Source organism: Kushneria sp. Sum13 (genome assembly GCF_052692355.1).
Genome location: NZ_CP199847.1, coordinates 2945772 through 2962491 on the forward strand (window position 1 = coordinate 2945772; position 16720 = coordinate 2962491).

The following is a 16720-nucleotide window of genomic DNA, read 5'->3' on the forward strand; positions in this document are numbered from 1 at the left end:
TCTATATTAGCGAGGTCATCGAAGGCTGTCGTGTCCACGCCCTGTCTTCAGTCCATCGTCTCTTTCGTCAGTCATTGAGCCACTGCTGGCGCAGCGCGTCCCGGCGGCGTGCGTCGCTCGCTTCCTTGTCGACCACGGCCGGCAACAGGGCCACAGCTCGCTCGGGCGTCAGCGCAAAGAGGCCGTCGTCATCGCCAAGCATCATGTCGCCGGGATGTACGTCGGTCCCATTGATGGAAAGCCCTCGATTGAGCGCGCCGCGGCAGGCGCTGGCATGAATGGTCAGGGCGCTGACGCCGATAAAAAAGGTCGGCAGCGGCAGCGCCCTTAACGCTGCGATGTCCGTCACATGCCCCACCACCACCACGCCGGCCAGCTTTTTGACACAGCCGGCCAGCGCGCGCAGCTCGCCCCAGCAGGCCAGCCCGCGGGCACTGTCATGATCGTGGATCACCAGTACATCGCCGGCCCGGGCCATGATCAGGGCCTCACGCAGGACCCGACTGTCCCGAGCATCAATCTCCACCGTCAGCGCCGGGCCACACAGGTGTGTGTCGTTGTGCAGGGGCTGAAGCCCGGCCAGATAGCCCTCATGGGTGAGATGGCCCAGCGCCGAGGTCGAAAGCCCCTGCCAGGCTTTGAGCATGTCGGCATCCGGACCTGCCACGCGCGGGTGAACGTCATACATCAGCGCCTCCGGGGTTTCAACAGTGGGCAGCTCTGGCAGTATTCGGCCGGGCAGGTGGCCTTGAAATAGAGACAGCAGGTGCGCCGAAAGCGCTGCGACCCGCCGTTATCCGTGATTGTCGCGGGATAATAAAAGCGGGCCAGCGGATTCCAGGGCGCGCCGAAAAGGGACGCCGGCGCCGTCAGCAGAAAGTTGAAATCTTCATCGCGCCGGGCGCTGGCCTGTGGATCATCAAACCCGGCCATGCGCCGCTCATACAGGGAGTAGACGCGCACGGCGGCGTTTTCCCACAGCATGTTGAGTGGCACGCCGCTGACCTCGTGAAAGGTCTGCCACAGGGGCTGCATCACACCGGCAAACAGCCGCGCCACCAGCCTCCTCCGCTGCGCCTCTCGTTCGGGGCCTGCCATCGAGACGCTTGCAAGCGAGACACTTTCCAGCGAGATCAGCGGCAGCGAGGAGGTCCAGCGGCCGCCGTCGTGCGCCCACTCGAGCAGGCAGTTATCGCTTGAGACGTCCAGCGCCCGATTGCACGCCGACAGCGCATAAAGACTGGCTCCGGTCAGCAAAAATCCCAGCCGTTTGGAGAGCAGCGACGCCGTCACGCGGCGACCGGGCGAGCCAATGACCGGTGAAAGCTGATCCAGCACGCGGGCGCAGTAGGCGGGCTCGCACAGTTCAGCGACGGTCGCTGCACGCACCTTTGCACGGGGCGCCTGAGCGAGCCCCAGCGTGTCGGTCAGAAATGCCCATTCCTGCGGGGTAAATCCGGTTGCTGCGCTCATGACAGGGCCTGTCGGCGCAGCGGAATACACAGCGGCGTCTGCGAGCACGGGTCTTCAATGATCCGACAGGCCAGACCGAAAATGGCCTCGACCCGCTCGGCCGTCATCACCTGCGCAGGCGTGCCTTGGGCATACACCTGCCCGGCGCGGAGCGCCACCATGTGATCGGCGTAGCGACCGGCCAGATTCAGATCATGCAGCACCATCACGATGGTTCGCCCCTCCTCGCGGTTGAGCTCATGCAACAGCTCCAGCACCTCCACCTGGTGGTTCAGATCGAGAAAGGAGGTCGGTTCGTCGAGCAGCATCAGCGGCGTATTCTGCGCCACGGCCAGCGCAATCCAGGCGCGCTGGCGCTGACCGCCCGAGAGCGTGTCCACCACCTGATCGGCCAGCGCCGCAAGCCCCGTACGCTCCAGGGCGCGCGCCACCTGACGCTCATCCTCCGGTGACCACTGCGACAGCCAGCGCTGATGCGGATGGCGCCCCAGCTGCACCAGCTGGCGCACCGTCATGCCCTCCGGGGCGACCGGCTGCTGCGGCAGCAGCGAGAGCTGATGCGCTACCTCCCGGGTGGGCAGCTGATGAATGTCCCGGCCGTTGAGACATACCTGCCCCGACCAGGGCGACAGCAGCCTGGCCAGCGCCTTGAGCAGCGTGCTCTTGCCGCAGCCGTTGCTGCCCACCAGCACCGATATCTGCCCTTCGGGCAGGCTCAGCTCGAGCTGATCAAGAATGCGGCGACGCTGATAGCCCAGCGTCAGGTCGTGAGCCGATACCGTGGCCATGGCGGGTCAGCGTACCTCGCGAATCAAAAGGGCCAGAAAAAACGGCGCGCCCAGGGCGGCCACAAAAATACCGGCCGGCAGATCCAGCGGCAGAAACAGCGTACGCGCCACCAGGTCAGCCAGCATCACCAGCAGCGCCCCGAACAGCAGCGCCAGCACCATCTGCGCCGTGCCGGGAAAGCGTGACAGTCGCCGGGCCAGATGCGGCGCGACCAGGCCCACGAACACAAAGGCCCCGCCCCACGCCACGGCCACACCGGCCAGCGCCGCGGCCAGTGCCAGAAGCCCCGCCCGATGCCGCTGCACGGACAGGCCCAGACCGGTCGCCAGCGCATCATCCAGCGGCGCCAGCACGACCGTGCGCATCAGCGCGGCCAGCGGCACCAGAAGTGCTGCACACCAGAGCGCCAGCCCCGTCACGTCCGACCAGCCGGCACCGTAGACGCTGCCGGTCAGCCACACATAGGCTGAAAGCGTGGTGGTCAACGGGCTGATCGCCAGCACCATGGTCGTGACGGCACCAAGCGCCGCGGCCATGCCGATGCCGGTCAGCACCAGACGCAGCGGCGTGACCCCGTGCGACCAGGCAAGCCCATAGACCGCCAGCGCCGCGCCCATGGCCCCCAGCATGGCGGCAACCGGCAGCCCCGCCATGCCCAGCGGCGCGGCCAGCCAGGCCAGATAGCTGACGGCAGCAGCACTGGCACCGCTGGTGACCCCGATAATGTCCGGTGACGCCAGCGGATTGCGCATGACCTGCTGCAACAGCCAGCCGGCCACCCCGAGCGCGACACCAATCAGCGCCGCCAGCAGGGCCCGCGGCAGGCGCAGTTCCTGCACGATTAGCCCTGTCGGCGTGTGCGGATGCGTCAGCGCCTCAAGCAGCGCGCCGGGACCGAGCATCACCCGGCCCAGCGCCAGTGACAGCAGCAGTACCACAACGATCACCAGAAACAGTGCCGCCACCCGACGCCAGGCAACGGGTGAAAATCGGCGTGACAAGCGCCCAAGGCGCAGCGTGCGCTCAGCCATGACGACGCCCCTGGCGACGCAGCATCACGATAAAAAGCGGTGCCCCGATCAGCGCCGTCATCACCCCGACCGGTATCTCCCGGGGCAACAGCACGCAGCGTCCGACCACATCCGCCAGCAGCAAAAGCGCCGCGCCAAGCAGCGCACAGCCCGGCAGCCACAGCCGATGATCGGATGGCAAAAGCCGTCGCGCCATGTGTGGCACCACCAGCCCCACAAAGGCAATATTGCCGGCCATCGCCACGCAGGCGCCGGCCAGGGCCACGACCAGCACCACCATGGCCGTCTGCACACGATGCACCGGCACGCCCAGACTGCGGGCCATGGCCTCGCCGGTGCCCAGCGCATTCATGCTGCGCGTCAGCGGCCAGCAGGCCACCAGCGCCAGCAGCGTCATGACCATCAGCGGCCATAGCTGTGAGAGTGGCCGGCCCGAGACCGCACCGGCCAGCCAGAACAGCACCGTGTCCAGGCCCTGCTGGTCGATCACCAGCAGGGCCTGACTGAAGGCGTTGAAAAGCGCCGTCAGCGCGGCCCCCGCCAGTACCAGTCGAAGCGGCCCGCCGGGCGACTGCCCCCGCATCGCCAGCGCCCAGACCAGCAGTGCCGCCAGCGCCGCCCCCAGCAGTGCGCCGCCATACCAGGCCCAGAGCGCGGCGTGGGGAAACATCGACACCAGCACCACGACGGCAAACATGGCGCCGGCGTTGATGCCAACGATGCCGGGCGAGGCCAGCGGATTGCGGGTCAGGGTCTGCATCAAAGCACCCGCCACGGCCAGCCCTGCCCCGACCACCACCGCCACCAGCGTGCGAGGCAGCCGGGTCGTGCGAATCAGCAGATCCTCCACTGACAGCTCGGAGGGGTGAAAAAGCGCCTGCCACACGGCGGCAGGCGTCGACCACTGCGCCCCGGCCATCAGACTCACCAGCATGGCCGCCAGCAGCAAAAGTCCCAGCGCCGGCAACGCAGTCCGACCCTTGAGCGCAGCACCAGATGCTGCCGCGACGCTCATGAATCACCCTCGCGCTGTAGCCAGGCTTCGATCTCATCAAGCTGGTTGAACACCCCCAGGATGCCCCCGGAGAGACTCCAGGCCACGGCATCAACCTCGACCACCTGACCGGTGCGCGGGGCCTGCATGCGCTGCCAGAGCGGATGGGTCATGAGCCGGTGCGCGTAATCTTCCACCGCCGGACTCCGGGCGTGGCGCATGACAAAAAACACGTCGGCCTCCAGGGCCGGCAGGCTTTCAACGCCGCCGAGCTTGAGCATGATGCCGCCGGCCTTGCGGGCGGCGTCGTTCCAGCGAAAGCCCAGATCGGTCAGCACCTGCCCGGCGAAGCTCCCGGGCAGATAGCTGCGCACCTGATCGGCACGAATATCGATCAGTGACACCGTGGCCGGCCAGCGCGCGCCGAAATGCGCTGCCAGCTGGTCACGCAGTGCTACCACGCGGGCGCGGTACTGCATCATCAGGGTGGCGGCCTGATATTCGCGCCCCAGCCGTTGTGCCATGACCTCCAGCGTGGTCTGAAAGCGATAGATCTGCGACAGCATCACGACCGGCGCCAGCTTCTCCAGCAGCGGTGTGATCCGCTCATGGCGAAAGCGCGAGGCCACGATCAGGGTGGGGGCCAGCAGGGCAATGTCTTCCAGACTGGGCTGGGTTTCGAGGCCGACCAGCGTCGACGTTGACAGCGCTGGGCGCAGATAGGGATAGATCGGCGGGTCCTGCCAGGAGCGCACGATCCCGACCGGGGTGATCCCAAGGGCCACGGCGCTGTCGGTGGCGCCCTGAAACAGGGTCACCACCCGGGCCGGACGTTCCCGAGCCAGCAGTGAGCCGGGCATCACGCCAAGGGCCAGCATCGCCCCCAGCACGCGCCGGCGTGACAGCCCCGGCGCGTGCGCGGTCATCATGGGCTCGGCATGGGCCGGGTCCGGCATGGCTCCTCCTGTCAGACATCACTGATTTGACGCAGTGGATTAACGCTCTCACCGGTCCCGAAAGGCATGCTGCCGGGGCCGCCTGCGCGGGCAATGATCGGCCTGACCAGCTGCTTGAACGGCCAGGACGGCGCCTCAAACAGCTGCTCGATCAGCAGCGCATGCAGATCAGGCGAGGTCACCACCTCATCAATCCGGCCACGAAGACTGGTCGCCACCGTCTGCCACAGCAGCGATACCTCGATGCCGAAATGAGACGCGGTCGCATCCACAATGGCCCGCACATTGACCTGAATGGCCAGCGTTTGCAACCAGAACAGCAGCGCCGCCGGGTCATCGTGATACAGGGTGTTGGCGTGGCCGGGCTTGATGCGGTATTCGGGGTCTTCCAGTCCACACTGCGACAGCTGCGACAGCGCAATGCGCAGCGAGTCGTGATCGCGCAGCACCAGTCCGGTGATCTGCCCTTCGCGCCAGACCAGCACCGCGTTCTGGCCGTGCACCTCCGGCAGCATGCCCAGACAGAAAAGGCGCAGGGTCAGCTCGAAAAAGCGGTCGCAGACCGCCGTCAGCAGCTCGCAAACGCTCTCCCGGGTGGCGGGCGTGCCACGCCAGTCCAGCCAGTGATCAAAAAAGTGCTCGCCCTCGGGCAGCCGGGTCCCCAGCGCCGCCATCGGCACCAGGCGACAGGCCGGGTCAGCCATCACCTCGGCCGGATAGCTTCGCACCATCGCCGAGAGGTGCCGCGGACCCTCATCAAACAGCGACGCCCCTTCCGGCATCCAGCCCCACCAGCGCCCTTCTTCACACAGATGCAGCGCCTCGCCAAGGCGTGGGTCGAGCCCGCGGGCCTGCTCAAGCAGCGCGGCACTCAGATCCCCGTTGATCATCTTCACCGCCGGCAGATAACGCGAGGCGCCCAGGGAATGAATCGCCATCGGCAGTTTGACGCTGTGACGTGTGTCGTGGCCCGGCAGCAGCGAGCGCAGCGAGGAGCTGGCCTTCCAGCGCTCCGATACCGCCGAGAGCCGCACGCATTCACCGTTTTCAAGCGCCGCGCCCAGCCATTGCGGCAGGGCGTGGCGCTGCTGCCAGGGGTGAACCGGCAGCGCGATATGACTCTCCGCCAGGCCGCGACCGTGCAGCTCGGTGATCAGCCGGTCCCGCTCGGCGGGCGTCATCAGAAAATCGGCCGGCTGCTCCCCTTCCCCAACCTGTGCCCCCGTGATCATCGCATCACGCCGGATCGCCACCCAGCCCAGCGTGACCGGCTGATCGAACTCGGCCATGAAGGCAACGTACTCGACCTCATCCAGCCCCTCCTTGGCCTTGGCCGTCGGGTGATAGGGGCGATCGATCAGCGAGGCCCACTGCTCCATCAGGGTGAAAAACGCCATCGGTGGCTGCGCCAGCAGCCCCTGCGTACAAATGGCGTGATTCCGGGAGCGCGCCATCTGCCAGCGGGTGGTGGCCAGCGCCTTTAAAAACACCTGTTCGCCGGCATCGGGCTCGGGCGACTGCGGATGAAACGCTCTGGCCAGCGTGCGCATCAGGGCCTCGGCATCCAGCACCCGACAGCGGTCACCGGCCGGGGCATCGCCCTGCCAGGTCGCGACCTGGGTGCCAGGCACCAGCACCTGCGCCTGGCAAACGTCCGGACGCACCAGCATGACCAGCCAAGTGCGGCCATCCAGCGGCATTGACCAGAGCTGTGAGCCCGCCTCGCTGGCCGCTGCCCGCTCGATCGTGGCGACCTCTTCACCCAGTGCCGCAAGCGTCGGCGTCTGCCCGGCGGCGCCCTCCAGCGGGGTCGAGTGCGCCACGGCCTCGTGGTCCAGAAAGCGCTCGGCCAGCAGCGCATTGACAAGGGTTTCCAGCAGCGACTGCTCAACCGTGCGGGATTCGATCATCGTCATGAGTTCTCCTGATCTGGATGGCCTGCGGCCGGGTCGATCCCGGCCAGTGAGCTCTGTGCCTGGCGACGGGCCTGCATCAACGCGCGAAAGGCGATGCCGCGCTCGTCGCCGAGCATGAAGGTGGTCACGCCCCGGCCGCGCCAGCGCGGGCCGTCGCCGTCATGGCGCAAAAAGGTGCACCAGGCCACACCGTGCGACAGCGACACGCTGGCCGCGTGCGCCAGGGCGGCCTGCACGTGCGGATGATCGGTCTGCCAGCTCACCCCGAGCGACTGGGACAGATCGGCGGCGCCCTCCAGCACCATATCAAGCCCCGGCTCGGCCGCAATGGCCTCTATATTGGCCACGCCGCGCTCGGTCTCGATCATGGCCACCACCATGACGGTGTCATTGGCACGACCGACATAGTCGGCAAGCGAGGTGCGACCGAAGCTGCCCGGGCGCCCCGCATTCAGGCTGCGGCGCCCCTCGGGGGCGTATTTGCAGGCCGAGACGGCGTCGCGCACGGTGGCGGCGTTTTCGACCTGAGGCAGCACAATGCCCTGGGCGCCGGCATCCAGCAGACGCAGCATTCGCTTGGGATCGGCATCCGGCACCCGCACCAGCGGCGTCATGCGATAGCTCTCGGCCGTGCGGATCATGTGTTCCACCGTTTCGGGGTTGATCATCACGTGCTCGGTGTCGATCACCACAAAATCGAAACCGGCCTCGCCGATCAGCTCGATCGAGGCCGCTGCCGGAATGGAGGCCAGCACGCCAAACACCTCGCGCCCTGCCTGCAGGGCTGCCCTGAGCCGATTGTCATGGAGCATCGCAGGGGCTCCCTTCAGCGGCGGCAAAGGGCCGCAACGGACTGGGCACCCGAATGATCTGCGGCGTCTCATCACCGAAAAGCCGGCGGCGGGTCAGCGCCTCGACCTCATAGTCGGCGTTGAAGACATCAAAGCGGGCAAAGCGCTCGGCGTGCTGCGGATGCGCCTGCTGATAGTCACGGATGACCTGCGCGGTCAGCGCCCAGAAGCGTGACTCCTCAAGCCCGTAATGACGGCGCAGGAAAATCGCCATGTCCGCCAGGGCAATGAAGAAAAAGGCGTCGCAGGTGTAGTCGCGCACCGCTGCCGGGTCGTCGGTCACCAGAAAGGAATTGCGGTTGAGCGCAGCGTGGCTGGCCGGCACCGGCTCAAGCGCAGGTGCCTGCTGCGGATGGGTCAGATGCTCGGGGCTGAAGCGTACGCCGTCGTGAAAGTCCTTGAGCGCGGCCCGCGTGGGCCAGCCGTTGTCATGGAAGATCACGATGTTCTGACCGTGCGCCTCAAGCCCGATGCCTTCGGCAAACAGCAGATGCAGGATGGGCGTGCTGGCAGCGCGGATCAGCGCCGTCGTCCACGGCTCCAGACCGTACTCGTGCACCCAGGGGTCAATGAATGGCCGCTCGGGTACCCCGTCAACATCGCGGGCACACTGGCTCAGGCCATTGAAGGCCACCGCCTGCTCGCCGGGGTGCAGATACTGGCTGACATGCTCGCGCCAGATCGCCCCGAGGGCGCCATACACCCGGTCATGGCGCAGCGCGTCAAAGGTACGCTCATCCAGACTGGCGCCGGCGATCTCGCCCAGCAGCACCATGCCGCTGGCCCGGGCATCGGGGTCGGCGGCCACCAGCCCCTGGAGCCAGGCACTGATGCGCGGTGCATTGGTCACCGTATGGCGCGCCAGAATTCGGGTGCTGGAGGTATTGGTCAGGTGCATGGCGAGTTTGAGATAGGGCTGCGAGCCGTCCTGCGGGGCCAGCGTTCGAATCGACTGCTGCGGCACGTAGGCGCTGTCACCGGCACCCAACAGTGCGATCTCACCGCGTGCAATCTCCGGGTAGAGCGCCCGACACAGCTGCTCGCGCCACTGCCAGGGATGTACCGGTACCAGCACGACGTCCAGAAGCGAAAGCCCCTGGCGCTGACAAAAGGCGTCACGGGCGGCCAGTACCGCGGGGCCTGCACTGCGCTGGATCAGCGCCTCGACATCCACGCCGGCGATCCGGTCACTCACGGCATGACGAGACGGCAGCGCCAGCCACAGCACCTGCAGGGGCTGGCCGAACTCGGGGCCGAACCGGGCGTTGTCCTCAAGACTGAAGCCAAGGCGCGACTTGTAGCAGGGGTGATAGCTGTGAGCCTCCACAAAGTACTGCTCCAGCGCATCGGCCCCGAGCTGCACGGGCGGCAGTTCGGGGCACCTGAAGGCCGCGGCCGACTGCAGATCATGCAGCAGGGTCTGCTCGAGCTCCCGGACAAAGCCGGCCTGCCCCGCCAATGCCCCGGTCCGGGCATCAAGGGCGGCCAGAAGGGCATTGAGGGTCAGCGCCCCCTGACTTGCATCAAGGCGGCAATGGTAGACCCGGTCATGATCGAGGCGGATCAGCGCAAAGCTCTCGCAAAGCCAGCCTTCGGCCATGATCATTTCGCCGTTTTCAAGCGGAATGACAAAACGGTGGCTGGTGGCCTCGGACTCGCTGCACGGCTGAACCTCAAAGGGCATCACCTGCTCAAACAGCAGGGTTTGCAGCAGCTGCCCCACCACCCGCCGCTCGATGCGGGGGAAGTGGCGCCAGGCCGCGCGGTCGTTCGGAAAGGACGTCAGGTCACCGGGCGTTAGAGCCTCTTCGGTGGGGCCGACGGCCATATGAGCATCAAGGGTATTAAAGCGGGACATGGCAAAGGGACTCGTGTGGGAAGACGACATGGCACGGATGTCCTGTCAGCAGGGGCAAAGAAGGAAAATCACACATCGCTCAGGCCCTTGAGGGTGCGCTGTCGCGCAGCGGTCGAGGGCTCAGGCAGGCCGCACTGGGCAGCACCAGCACCAGCACCAGACCGGTGGCGGTAAAAAGCCCGGTCAGGGTGGTCTCAAGGGCGACGCCATGGGCCGGTAGCGCGTCCACTGCCAGCGACACGGCGACCACGGCAAGTGACGCCATGACCCGGCGCGCCACGTTATTGACCGCCGCGCCCTGGGTGGTCAGCGTCTCCGGCAGCGTATTGAGCGCCACGGTGGTGGACGGCATGTAGGAAAACCCGATCCCGACCCCGCGCAGCGCCATCAGCGCACACAAAAGCGCCATCGACGTGTCGGCCGCAAGCTGCCCCAGCGCCAGCGAGGCCATGATCGTGATCAAAAGGCCGGCCGCGATGATGTGGCGTGGGCCGTGCCGGTCTATCCAGCGTCCGGCCAGCCGGCCGCCAAGGCTTGCGCACGCAGCCGTGGCCATCAGCGCCCAGCCGGTCCAGAGCGCGCTTTTGCCCATCACTACCTGAACCCACAGCGGCACCAGCACCAGGGTTGAAAACATGCTGACCGACTGCATGACGGTGATGATCACGCCGTGGCGAAAGTCACGCCTGGCGAACATGCCCAGATTCAGAAGCGGCGCGGTCTGGCCCCGCTCAAGACGCCGCTCCAGGCGCACAAAGGCGGCAAGCGTTACCGCGGCCGCAAAAAGCATCACGACGCCCTGAAAGGTCGCCCCCTGCGCCAGGCTCTGGCCGGCGGCCATGACCAGCGCCAGCGACAGCGCAATCAGGGCAAACCCGGTGCCATCAAACGCCGGCCGCTCGCTCAAGCGTGGAGACGGCGCCAGACAGCGCCGGGCCATGAGCCACGCCAGGGCTGCCACGGGCACCGGCAGGGCAAACAGCGCCCGCCAGTGAAAATGCTCGAACAGCACCGCCCCGCACAGTGGCCCAACGGCAGGAATGAGCATGACGATGCTGGCCCAGGCTCCCGTGACGCGACCGCGCTGCTCGACGGGAAACACCGAAAACAAAAGCGGCAGCGACAGCGGAATCACCAGCCCACTGGCAGCGCCCTGAATGACGCGAGCGGCCAGCACCTGAGAAAAGCCCTGGGCCAGCGCGCCAGCAAGTGAGCCCAGCGCAAACAGCGCCATGCCGCTCAGATAGATCCGGCGTCGCCCGTAACGCGTGCCCAGATAGCCGGTCAGCGGCATGGCCAGCACCATCGCCACCATGAAGGAAGAGAGCACCTGACCGGCCTGACCGGCGCTCAGGTCAAAGGCGTGCATGAACGCCGGCAGCGCCGGATTGAGCATGCTGTTGGCAAGACTCACCGTGCCGGTGCCCAATAGCACCACCCCAAGGACCTGTTGAGGAGAGGCCGCGTTCATGTGTCCTCCCCGCTTGAAACCGCCGCTGGCGGTCTCTCCATCAGCGCGCTCGCGTCGACGGGCAGAAAATGCAGCCGGGGCCGCGGATGACAGAGGAAGTCGGCATGCGAGATGTTGTAGCCGTAGGCCCCGGCCAGCGGCAGCACCAGCAGGTCGCCCACGCTGACCCCACCGAGCTCCCGCCCACGGCTGAGCACATCCTTGGGCGTACAAAGCTGGCCCACCACGCTCCAGCGGCGCCCGTTTTCATTCGGTGGCGGCACCTGACGCGGCAGATGAAGCACCGGATGGTCATGGCCCTGGGCGGGCGGCAGGCGAAAATGATGGGTGCCGCCGCGACAGATCAGAAAGTGCTCACCGTGGCTGGTCTTGCGATCAAGTACCTCCATCACGTAATAGCCGCAAAAGGCGCTTAAAAACCGGCCTACCTCAAAACGCACCATGGGCGGGGCGTCCATGGTGGCGCGCAGCGTCGCCACCTCGGAGCACAGCGCCGGCCAGTCAAAATGCCGGCCGTGGACATAGTCCACCCCCAGCCCGCCCCCGACGTTGAGATGGGTCAGCCGTTCGGGGTGACGAGCCAGCGCACGCCAGACGGGCCAGCGCTCGAGATAGTGGGCGATCAGCGCGGCGTGGCGGGTGCTGTCCGCCTGATGCGACATGGCATGGATATGGAAGCCCTTCAGCACCAGATGATCACAGGCCTCGATACGCGCAATCGCCTCTGGAAGCTCGGACTCATCAATGCCAAAGGGGGTGGCGCGCCCGGCCATGTTGAGCCGGGTGGCATAGGCCTCGGGCAGGGCCGGGTTGATGCGCACAAACACCGGCTGCACCCGATCAAGCCGGCGTGCCAGCGCCGCCAGCCGGTCAATCTCGTTGAGACTTTCCAGATGGATGGCGGACACGCCCTGATCCAGCGCTTCTTCAAGCTCACTGTCGAGCTTGCCGGGGCCGGACAGCAGCCAGGGCCGCGGAGTGGCACAGCTGGCCGCGCGCGAAAGCTCTCCCCCGGAGGAGAGTTCGAACCCGTCCACCCGCGATGCCAGCGTCTCCAGCACCGGCGTTTCGCTGTTGGCCTTGATGGCGTAGTAAAGCTCAACACCTTCCGGCAGGGCCGCGTACATTTCATCGGCGTGATGGGCCAGCGCGTCCAGATCATAAAAAAACGCTGCCATCGGGGCCTCACTGGACTTCCGGGCCTGCAGGATCGCCTGTCGCAGGCGAGGCGGCAGCTCACAACCGGTCGTGGATAACCTGGACTCAGGCACAGGCCACCTCCTGGCGCCAAAAGCCGGGCAGCGATACGTAGCCGGCCTCGCGGTCGGCGGCGGCCCGCAGACGCACCAGCAGATTGGTCTTGCACTGCAGGGGCGCCCCGGACAGCAGCGCCGCCAGTTCCGGCGCATCGACCCCGAGCCGGTCGGACACGTTTTGAAGCGACCGATGCAGCTGTGCCCACAGCGCCTCGCCAAGCGCCGGGTCATCCCAGCTCAGCGCCAGCACGGCCTCGCCCAGATGGTTGATCAGCAGGCAGTACACGATGCGCTGCCAACCCTGCGCGCGGGAATAGGTCAGCGACCGGCGCACGGCATCAGACAGGTCGTCTTCCAGCCAGCGACTGCCCTCGATCAGTTTGACGCCTTCAAAATCGCGCAGCAGCACCTCGGCTGGCCAGCCGTCGTCATGGATCAGCACGCAGTTTTGCAGGTGCGGCTCAAGCACCACACCGTGGCGGAAATAAAGCGCCAGCACCGGCATCAGCAGGGCCTCCAGATAGGCCGTAAACCAGGCCTTTCGATCAGCCTCCCCGATCAGATCAGAGATCATCGGCTGCAATACGGTAGAGCGACCAAAGAGACTGGCCGCCAGCACACAGCGCGACGGTGACGCGGTCTGACAGAAGTTCTCGCGCAGCACGATGCCGGTCTGCTCGGTCAACCAGCGCTGCTGTTCAATGTCGGTATCAGGCGGCGCCCAGCTCACTGATGCAGGCTCACGCGCCAGCCGGAGCCTGGCCAGTTGCGGCTCATTGAGCGCCAGAATGCGCCCCATGACGGCATCGATCACCCCGGTGCTGTCCAGCTCATACCAGGCGTTCTTGCGCACGCAGTTGGTCACCCGCACGTTCAGCGAGCCCTTGATGAAAAAGGGGTGGTTCTCGACATACCAGGTGCGCAGCGACGCCGTCGGCCAGGCCTCGAAGCCGCTCTCGCCCAGGTCACGAATGACACCCTGCGCCAGCAGCGCCTGTACCGCCGGGTGCTCGGCAAAAAGACGGGCCTGAATCGGATGCATGCTGAGCACGGCCTCGCCGTCACCGGCCAGGCGCTGGTCACCCACGCTGTCGAGCACCTGCTGCTCGGCCAGGGTGGCACTTTGCACGCAAAGCCCCTGACGGGGCACGGCCCACTGATGCATGCGCGTGCGACAGCGGCGTTCGGGCACGTAATCATCGGCCCGACACCCGTCGGGCCACTGACGGGCCTTTGGAGCGGGATGCGCCGAGTGGCCAAACCACAGCGACTGTTCGCTTTCGATGTAGTCCTGCAGGGGGGCGGCGCCCTCGCCGTGACGCGCGCTGACCAGCTCGGTCATCACGCCCAGGCTTTGTTGCATCTGGGCCAGCAGGGCCTCCAGTGAGGTCCCCTGCTCACGCGCCAGCGGCATCACCATCGCTCTGGCCAGTGCCAGATAACCCGGCACCTGCCAGGGCTGATCCGGTGACACACGCAGCCACGGCCGCAATAGATAGCGGTGAATCCCCTGGGCACTGATGCGATCCACCAGTACCAGACAGGAGAGCCCCTCCGGCCAGCGCAGCCATAGCGGAATGGCCGATGCCGGGGCATCCAGTGCCGGTACCTCACTGCCGGCGGGCCATTCGTGTGTCAGCCATCCCCGCGGGATGGCAATCTCTCTGATGAGACAGTTCAGCAAAGCCTGCAGCGAGGCCTGCTCGCTGATGATGCCTGCCGGGTCATACGGCCGTACGTTCATACACTCTCCGCTGTCAAAAGCTTCCAGTTGTATTCCCTGTGCGGCTAGTCACCATGTTGTTGTATTGATTGATCTTGTAGAGGTTGCTGAACACCTAGAACTTCAGGCTGTAGCCCACGGTCAGCGTGCGGCCGCGGCCGGCAAAATAGCGCTCGTTCATGTAACCGGCATCCGGGTTGTCCAGAGCGCTCTGGGAGTAGTAGGTGATGTAGCGCTCATCAAAGAGGTTGGCGATGCCGACGTTGATCTGGCCGACCGGCAGCGCATGCCCCACGGCGGCATCGACCAGGGTGTAACCATCAAAATCGCGATCCCAGCCGTTGGCGCTGTCATCAAAATTGCGGTCAAAGGCGTGATTGACCTGCACCATGCTCGACCACTCCGGCGACCACTGCGCCGACCAGCGCGCGATCAGACGATCCGGCGAGACGTTGAGGCCATCGAGCTTGCCATCCAGCGAGCCGTCATCGTTGCTGTCATAGCGCCCGCGCATGTGCGAGTAGCTCAGCGAACCGTGATGCTTCGGTGTGAACTGATAGCCAATGGTGGCATCGATACCGTCGATCTCGGTCTTTTCACGCTGCATCACGAACTGGCCGCCCGGGTCGGACGTGACACGGCTGCCGAAATCCGACGACGACACGTAGTAGCTCAGCTCGGCATCGAGCCGGCCATCGTCATAACGCACGCCGGTTTCGATGTTGTCGGTGACAATCGGGCGCAGGTTCTCAAAGTCATCCGCTGACTGGCCGGGGGTTTTGATCCCCCGCAGGGCGCGCCCCACGTCGGGAATCTCGAAGCCCTGCGAATAGTTGGCAAACAGGCTCCAGTGATCGACCGGGCGCCAGACCACCCCGGCGTTGTAGAGCGTTTCGTTGAAGCTTGGCGAGCCGCTGGCCACGTCCACGCCGCCGCTGGACGCCAGCGTCTGATAGTCATCGACGTCCAGTTTGGCGTACTCATAGCGCGCCCCGGCGGTCAGCGTGACCTCGTCGATGGGCGTGACTTCCAGCTGCACGAAGGGCGACAGGTCGGTGTAGTTGACCTCGGGCACCCAGGTGCGGTCGGTACGATGCAGGGACTGCTCGGAGCTGTCGAAAAGGGTATCGAACCCGGCGGTGAGCTTGATGCGCCCGTCCCACAGGTCATCCTTGGTCAGCGAGGCCTTGGTGCCGTATTTGGTGGTGGTGGCGTAGGACTGATCATACAGCGTGCCCGCCGGGGCGATGCTCGGGTCCTGGAAGGTGGAGGAGTTGTCCCCCCCGAAGAGCGCCCTGTAGTCCTGATAAAACGCCAGCAGGTTGAGGTGCATGCCGGCCAGGTCATAGTCGTCGTAGGTCAGACCGGTGGTCGAGACCTTGTTGTAGGGCGCCTCTCCTTCCGGGTCGCCGCGCTCGGAGGTCGTGGCGATATCGCGCCTGCGATCGCCCGGCACGTCGACATACTCATCCTGACCGCGCACCGTGTAGTGGTTGAAGCTCAGCTGCAGACGCTGATCGTCGTTAAACCACCAGGCACCCTTGGCGAGCAGGTCGTAGCTGCGCGAGTCCATCAGATCGCCCTGGGTGTTATCCACCCCGACGGCCTTGTTGTCGCCGTCCAGATAAAGCCCCTGCTGCTCGTAGCCCAGTGAGAAGACATAGTCGAGCTTGCCCTTGTTACCGCTGACCCCGTAGGTGGTCTTGTAGCCGGTGGTGTCGGACTTGAGCTGCGAGGTCGGCGTCGACACCTCGGCATCAATCTGCTGGGTGAACGACCCGGATTCCGGTCGACGGGTAATGATGTTGATCACGCCGCCGCTGGCGCCCAGCCCGTTGGTGGCATTGGCCCCCTGGAGCACCTCGATGTGATCGACCATCGCAAAATCGATGGTATGCAGTTCTCGCCCGGTCGGGCGCAGCGGGTTGGACTGGGGAATCCCGTCAATCATTACCAGTGGCGTGCGCCCGCGCAGGGTCTCGCCGCTGCCACTCATCTTTTGACGCGGTGGTGAATAGGAGGGCAGCAGATTGCTGAGGATTTCCGAGGAATCCGACGTCAGCTTGCGCTGCTGCTGGATCTGCTCGTGGGTCAACACACGCACGACCTGCGGAGAGTCCTCCCGGTCGGCCCCGACCCGGCTGGCCGTAATGACCATGGACTCGGGATCATCCTGATCGGCACCATGGGCGGTCACGGGCAGCAGAAAACACAGTGACAGCACCCCCCATGCCGTTCTGGATCGTCGGGGGACTTCGGTGAGGCGCGCGGCTCCAAGAATCATGATGGTTCCCTGCTGATCATCGGTTATGGAGATTAACAGTTTGTTTGTGATCAGTTTTAAGTGCGGGAATGATAATCAATATCATATGTTAAAAACAATCACTCAATTTTGACATTGC

13 protein-coding genes are annotated in these 16720 nt (G+C 65.6%); all 13 read right to left on the reverse strand.

Annotated elements, in window-relative coordinates; all coding sequences use genetic code 11:
- Positions 1-67: 67 nt before the first annotated feature.
- Complete coding sequence (locus ACUN8C_RS13665) at positions 68-688, reverse strand: RraA family protein (RefSeq protein ID WP_445619711.1); 621 nt, start codon at positions 686-688, stop codon at positions 68-70.
- A complete protein-coding gene (locus tag ACUN8C_RS13670) occupies positions 688-1473 on the reverse strand; it encodes an IucA/IucC family C-terminal-domain containing protein (RefSeq protein WP_445619712.1) in 786 nt (261 codons plus the stop codon). The genes ACUN8C_RS13665 and ACUN8C_RS13670 overlap by 1 nt, the downstream gene beginning before the upstream one ends.
- Positions 1470-2261 (reverse strand): ABC transporter ATP-binding protein, encoded by a 792-nt coding sequence (locus ACUN8C_RS13675; RefSeq protein WP_445619713.1) that lies wholly within the window; start codon positions 2259-2261, stop codon positions 1470-1472. Before ACUN8C_RS13675 ends, ACUN8C_RS13670 begins: the two co-directional genes overlap by 4 nt.
- 6 nt (positions 2262-2267) lie before the next feature.
- Positions 2268-3293 carry a FecCD family ABC transporter permease gene (locus tag ACUN8C_RS13680; RefSeq protein ID WP_445619714.1) on the reverse strand — a complete coding sequence of 342 codons (1026 nt, stop codon included), beginning with the start codon at positions 3291-3293 and terminating at the stop codon, positions 2268-2270.
- Positions 3286-4308: a FecCD family ABC transporter permease gene (locus ACUN8C_RS13685; protein WP_445619715.1), complete on the reverse strand. Its 1023-nt coding sequence runs from the start codon at positions 4306-4308 to the stop codon at positions 3286-3288. The genes ACUN8C_RS13680 and ACUN8C_RS13685 overlap by 8 nt, the downstream gene beginning before the upstream one ends.
- On the reverse strand, positions 4305-5243 hold the full coding sequence (locus ACUN8C_RS13690; protein WP_445619716.1) for an ABC transporter substrate-binding protein: 939 nt from the start codon (positions 5241-5243) through the stop codon (positions 4305-4307). Before ACUN8C_RS13690 ends, ACUN8C_RS13685 begins: the two co-directional genes overlap by 4 nt.
- An 11-nt stretch (positions 5244-5254) precedes the next feature.
- Entirely contained in the window at positions 5255-7159 is a 1905-nt protein-coding gene (locus ACUN8C_RS13695; RefSeq protein ID WP_445619717.1) for an IucA/IucC family protein, read from the reverse strand.
- Positions 7156-7971: an HpcH/HpaI aldolase family protein gene (locus tag ACUN8C_RS13700; RefSeq protein ID WP_445619718.1), complete on the reverse strand. Its 816-nt coding sequence runs from the start codon at positions 7969-7971 to the stop codon at positions 7156-7158. The genes ACUN8C_RS13695 and ACUN8C_RS13700 overlap by 4 nt, the downstream gene beginning before the upstream one ends.
- A complete protein-coding gene (locus tag ACUN8C_RS13705) occupies positions 7961-9898 on the reverse strand; it encodes an IucA/IucC family protein (protein WP_445619719.1) in 1938 nt (645 codons plus the stop codon). The genes ACUN8C_RS13700 and ACUN8C_RS13705 overlap by 11 nt, the downstream gene beginning before the upstream one ends.
- A gap of 49 nt (positions 9899-9947) precedes the next feature.
- Positions 9948-11339 carry an MFS transporter gene (locus tag ACUN8C_RS13710; RefSeq protein WP_445619720.1) on the reverse strand — a complete coding sequence of 464 codons (1392 nt, stop codon included), beginning with the start codon at positions 11337-11339 and terminating at the stop codon, positions 9948-9950.
- Positions 11336-12517 carry a type III PLP-dependent enzyme gene (locus ACUN8C_RS13715; protein ID WP_445619721.1) on the reverse strand — a complete coding sequence of 394 codons (1182 nt, stop codon included), beginning with the start codon at positions 12515-12517 and terminating at the stop codon, positions 11336-11338. Before ACUN8C_RS13715 ends, ACUN8C_RS13710 begins: the two co-directional genes overlap by 4 nt.
- An 85-nt stretch (positions 12518-12602) precedes the next feature.
- Positions 12603-14339, reverse strand: coding sequence for an IucA/IucC family protein (locus ACUN8C_RS13720; protein ID WP_445619722.1), 1737 nt, complete (start codon positions 14337-14339; stop codon positions 12603-12605).
- 94 nt (positions 14340-14433) lie between these two features.
- Positions 14434-16602, reverse strand: a complete 2169-nt coding sequence (locus tag ACUN8C_RS13725) for a TonB-dependent receptor (RefSeq protein WP_445619723.1) — start codon at positions 16600-16602, stop codon at positions 14434-14436.
- Positions 16603-16720 lie beyond the last annotated feature (118 nt).

Coding starts and splice junctions, on each gene's coding strand:
- ACUN8C_RS13665 (WP_445619711.1), bottom strand. CDS start 688: ATGTATGACGTTCACCCGCGCGTGGCAGGTCCGGATGCCGACATGCTC.
- ACUN8C_RS13705 (WP_445619719.1), bottom strand. CDS start 9,898: ATGTCGTCTTCCCACACGAGTCCCTTTGCCATGTCCCGCTTTAATACC.
- ACUN8C_RS13715 (WP_445619721.1), bottom strand. CDS start 12,517: ATGGCAGCGTTTTTTTATGATCTGGACGCGCTGGCCCATCACGCCGAT.
- ACUN8C_RS13690 (WP_445619716.1), bottom strand. CDS start 5,243: ATGCCGGACCCGGCCCATGCCGAGCCCATGATGACCGCGCACGCGCCG.
- ACUN8C_RS13710 (WP_445619720.1), bottom strand. CDS start 11,339: ATGAACGCGGCCTCTCCTCAACAGGTCCTTGGGGTGGTGCTATTGGGC.
- ACUN8C_RS13675 (WP_445619713.1), bottom strand. CDS start 2,261: ATGGCCACGGTATCGGCTCACGACCTGACGCTGGGCTATCAGCGTCGC.
- ACUN8C_RS13685 (WP_445619715.1), bottom strand. CDS start 4,308: ATGAGCGTCGCGGCAGCATCTGGTGCTGCGCTCAAGGGTCGGACTGCG.
- ACUN8C_RS13695 (WP_445619717.1), bottom strand. CDS start 7,159: ATGACGATGATCGAATCCCGCACGGTTGAGCAGTCGCTGCTGGAAACC.
- ACUN8C_RS13720 (WP_445619722.1), bottom strand. CDS start 14,339: ATGAACGTACGGCCGTATGACCCGGCAGGCATCATCAGCGAGCAGGCC.
- ACUN8C_RS13700 (WP_445619718.1), bottom strand. CDS start 7,971: ATGCTCCATGACAATCGGCTCAGGGCAGCCCTGCAGGCAGGGCGCGAG.
- ACUN8C_RS13725 (WP_445619723.1), bottom strand. CDS start 16,602: ATGATTCTTGGAGCCGCGCGCCTCACCGAAGTCCCCCGACGATCCAGA.
- ACUN8C_RS13670 (WP_445619712.1), bottom strand. CDS start 1,473: ATGAGCGCAGCAACCGGATTTACCCCGCAGGAATGGGCATTTCTGACC.
- ACUN8C_RS13680 (WP_445619714.1), bottom strand. CDS start 3,293: ATGGCTGAGCGCACGCTGCGCCTTGGGCGCTTGTCACGCCGATTTTCA.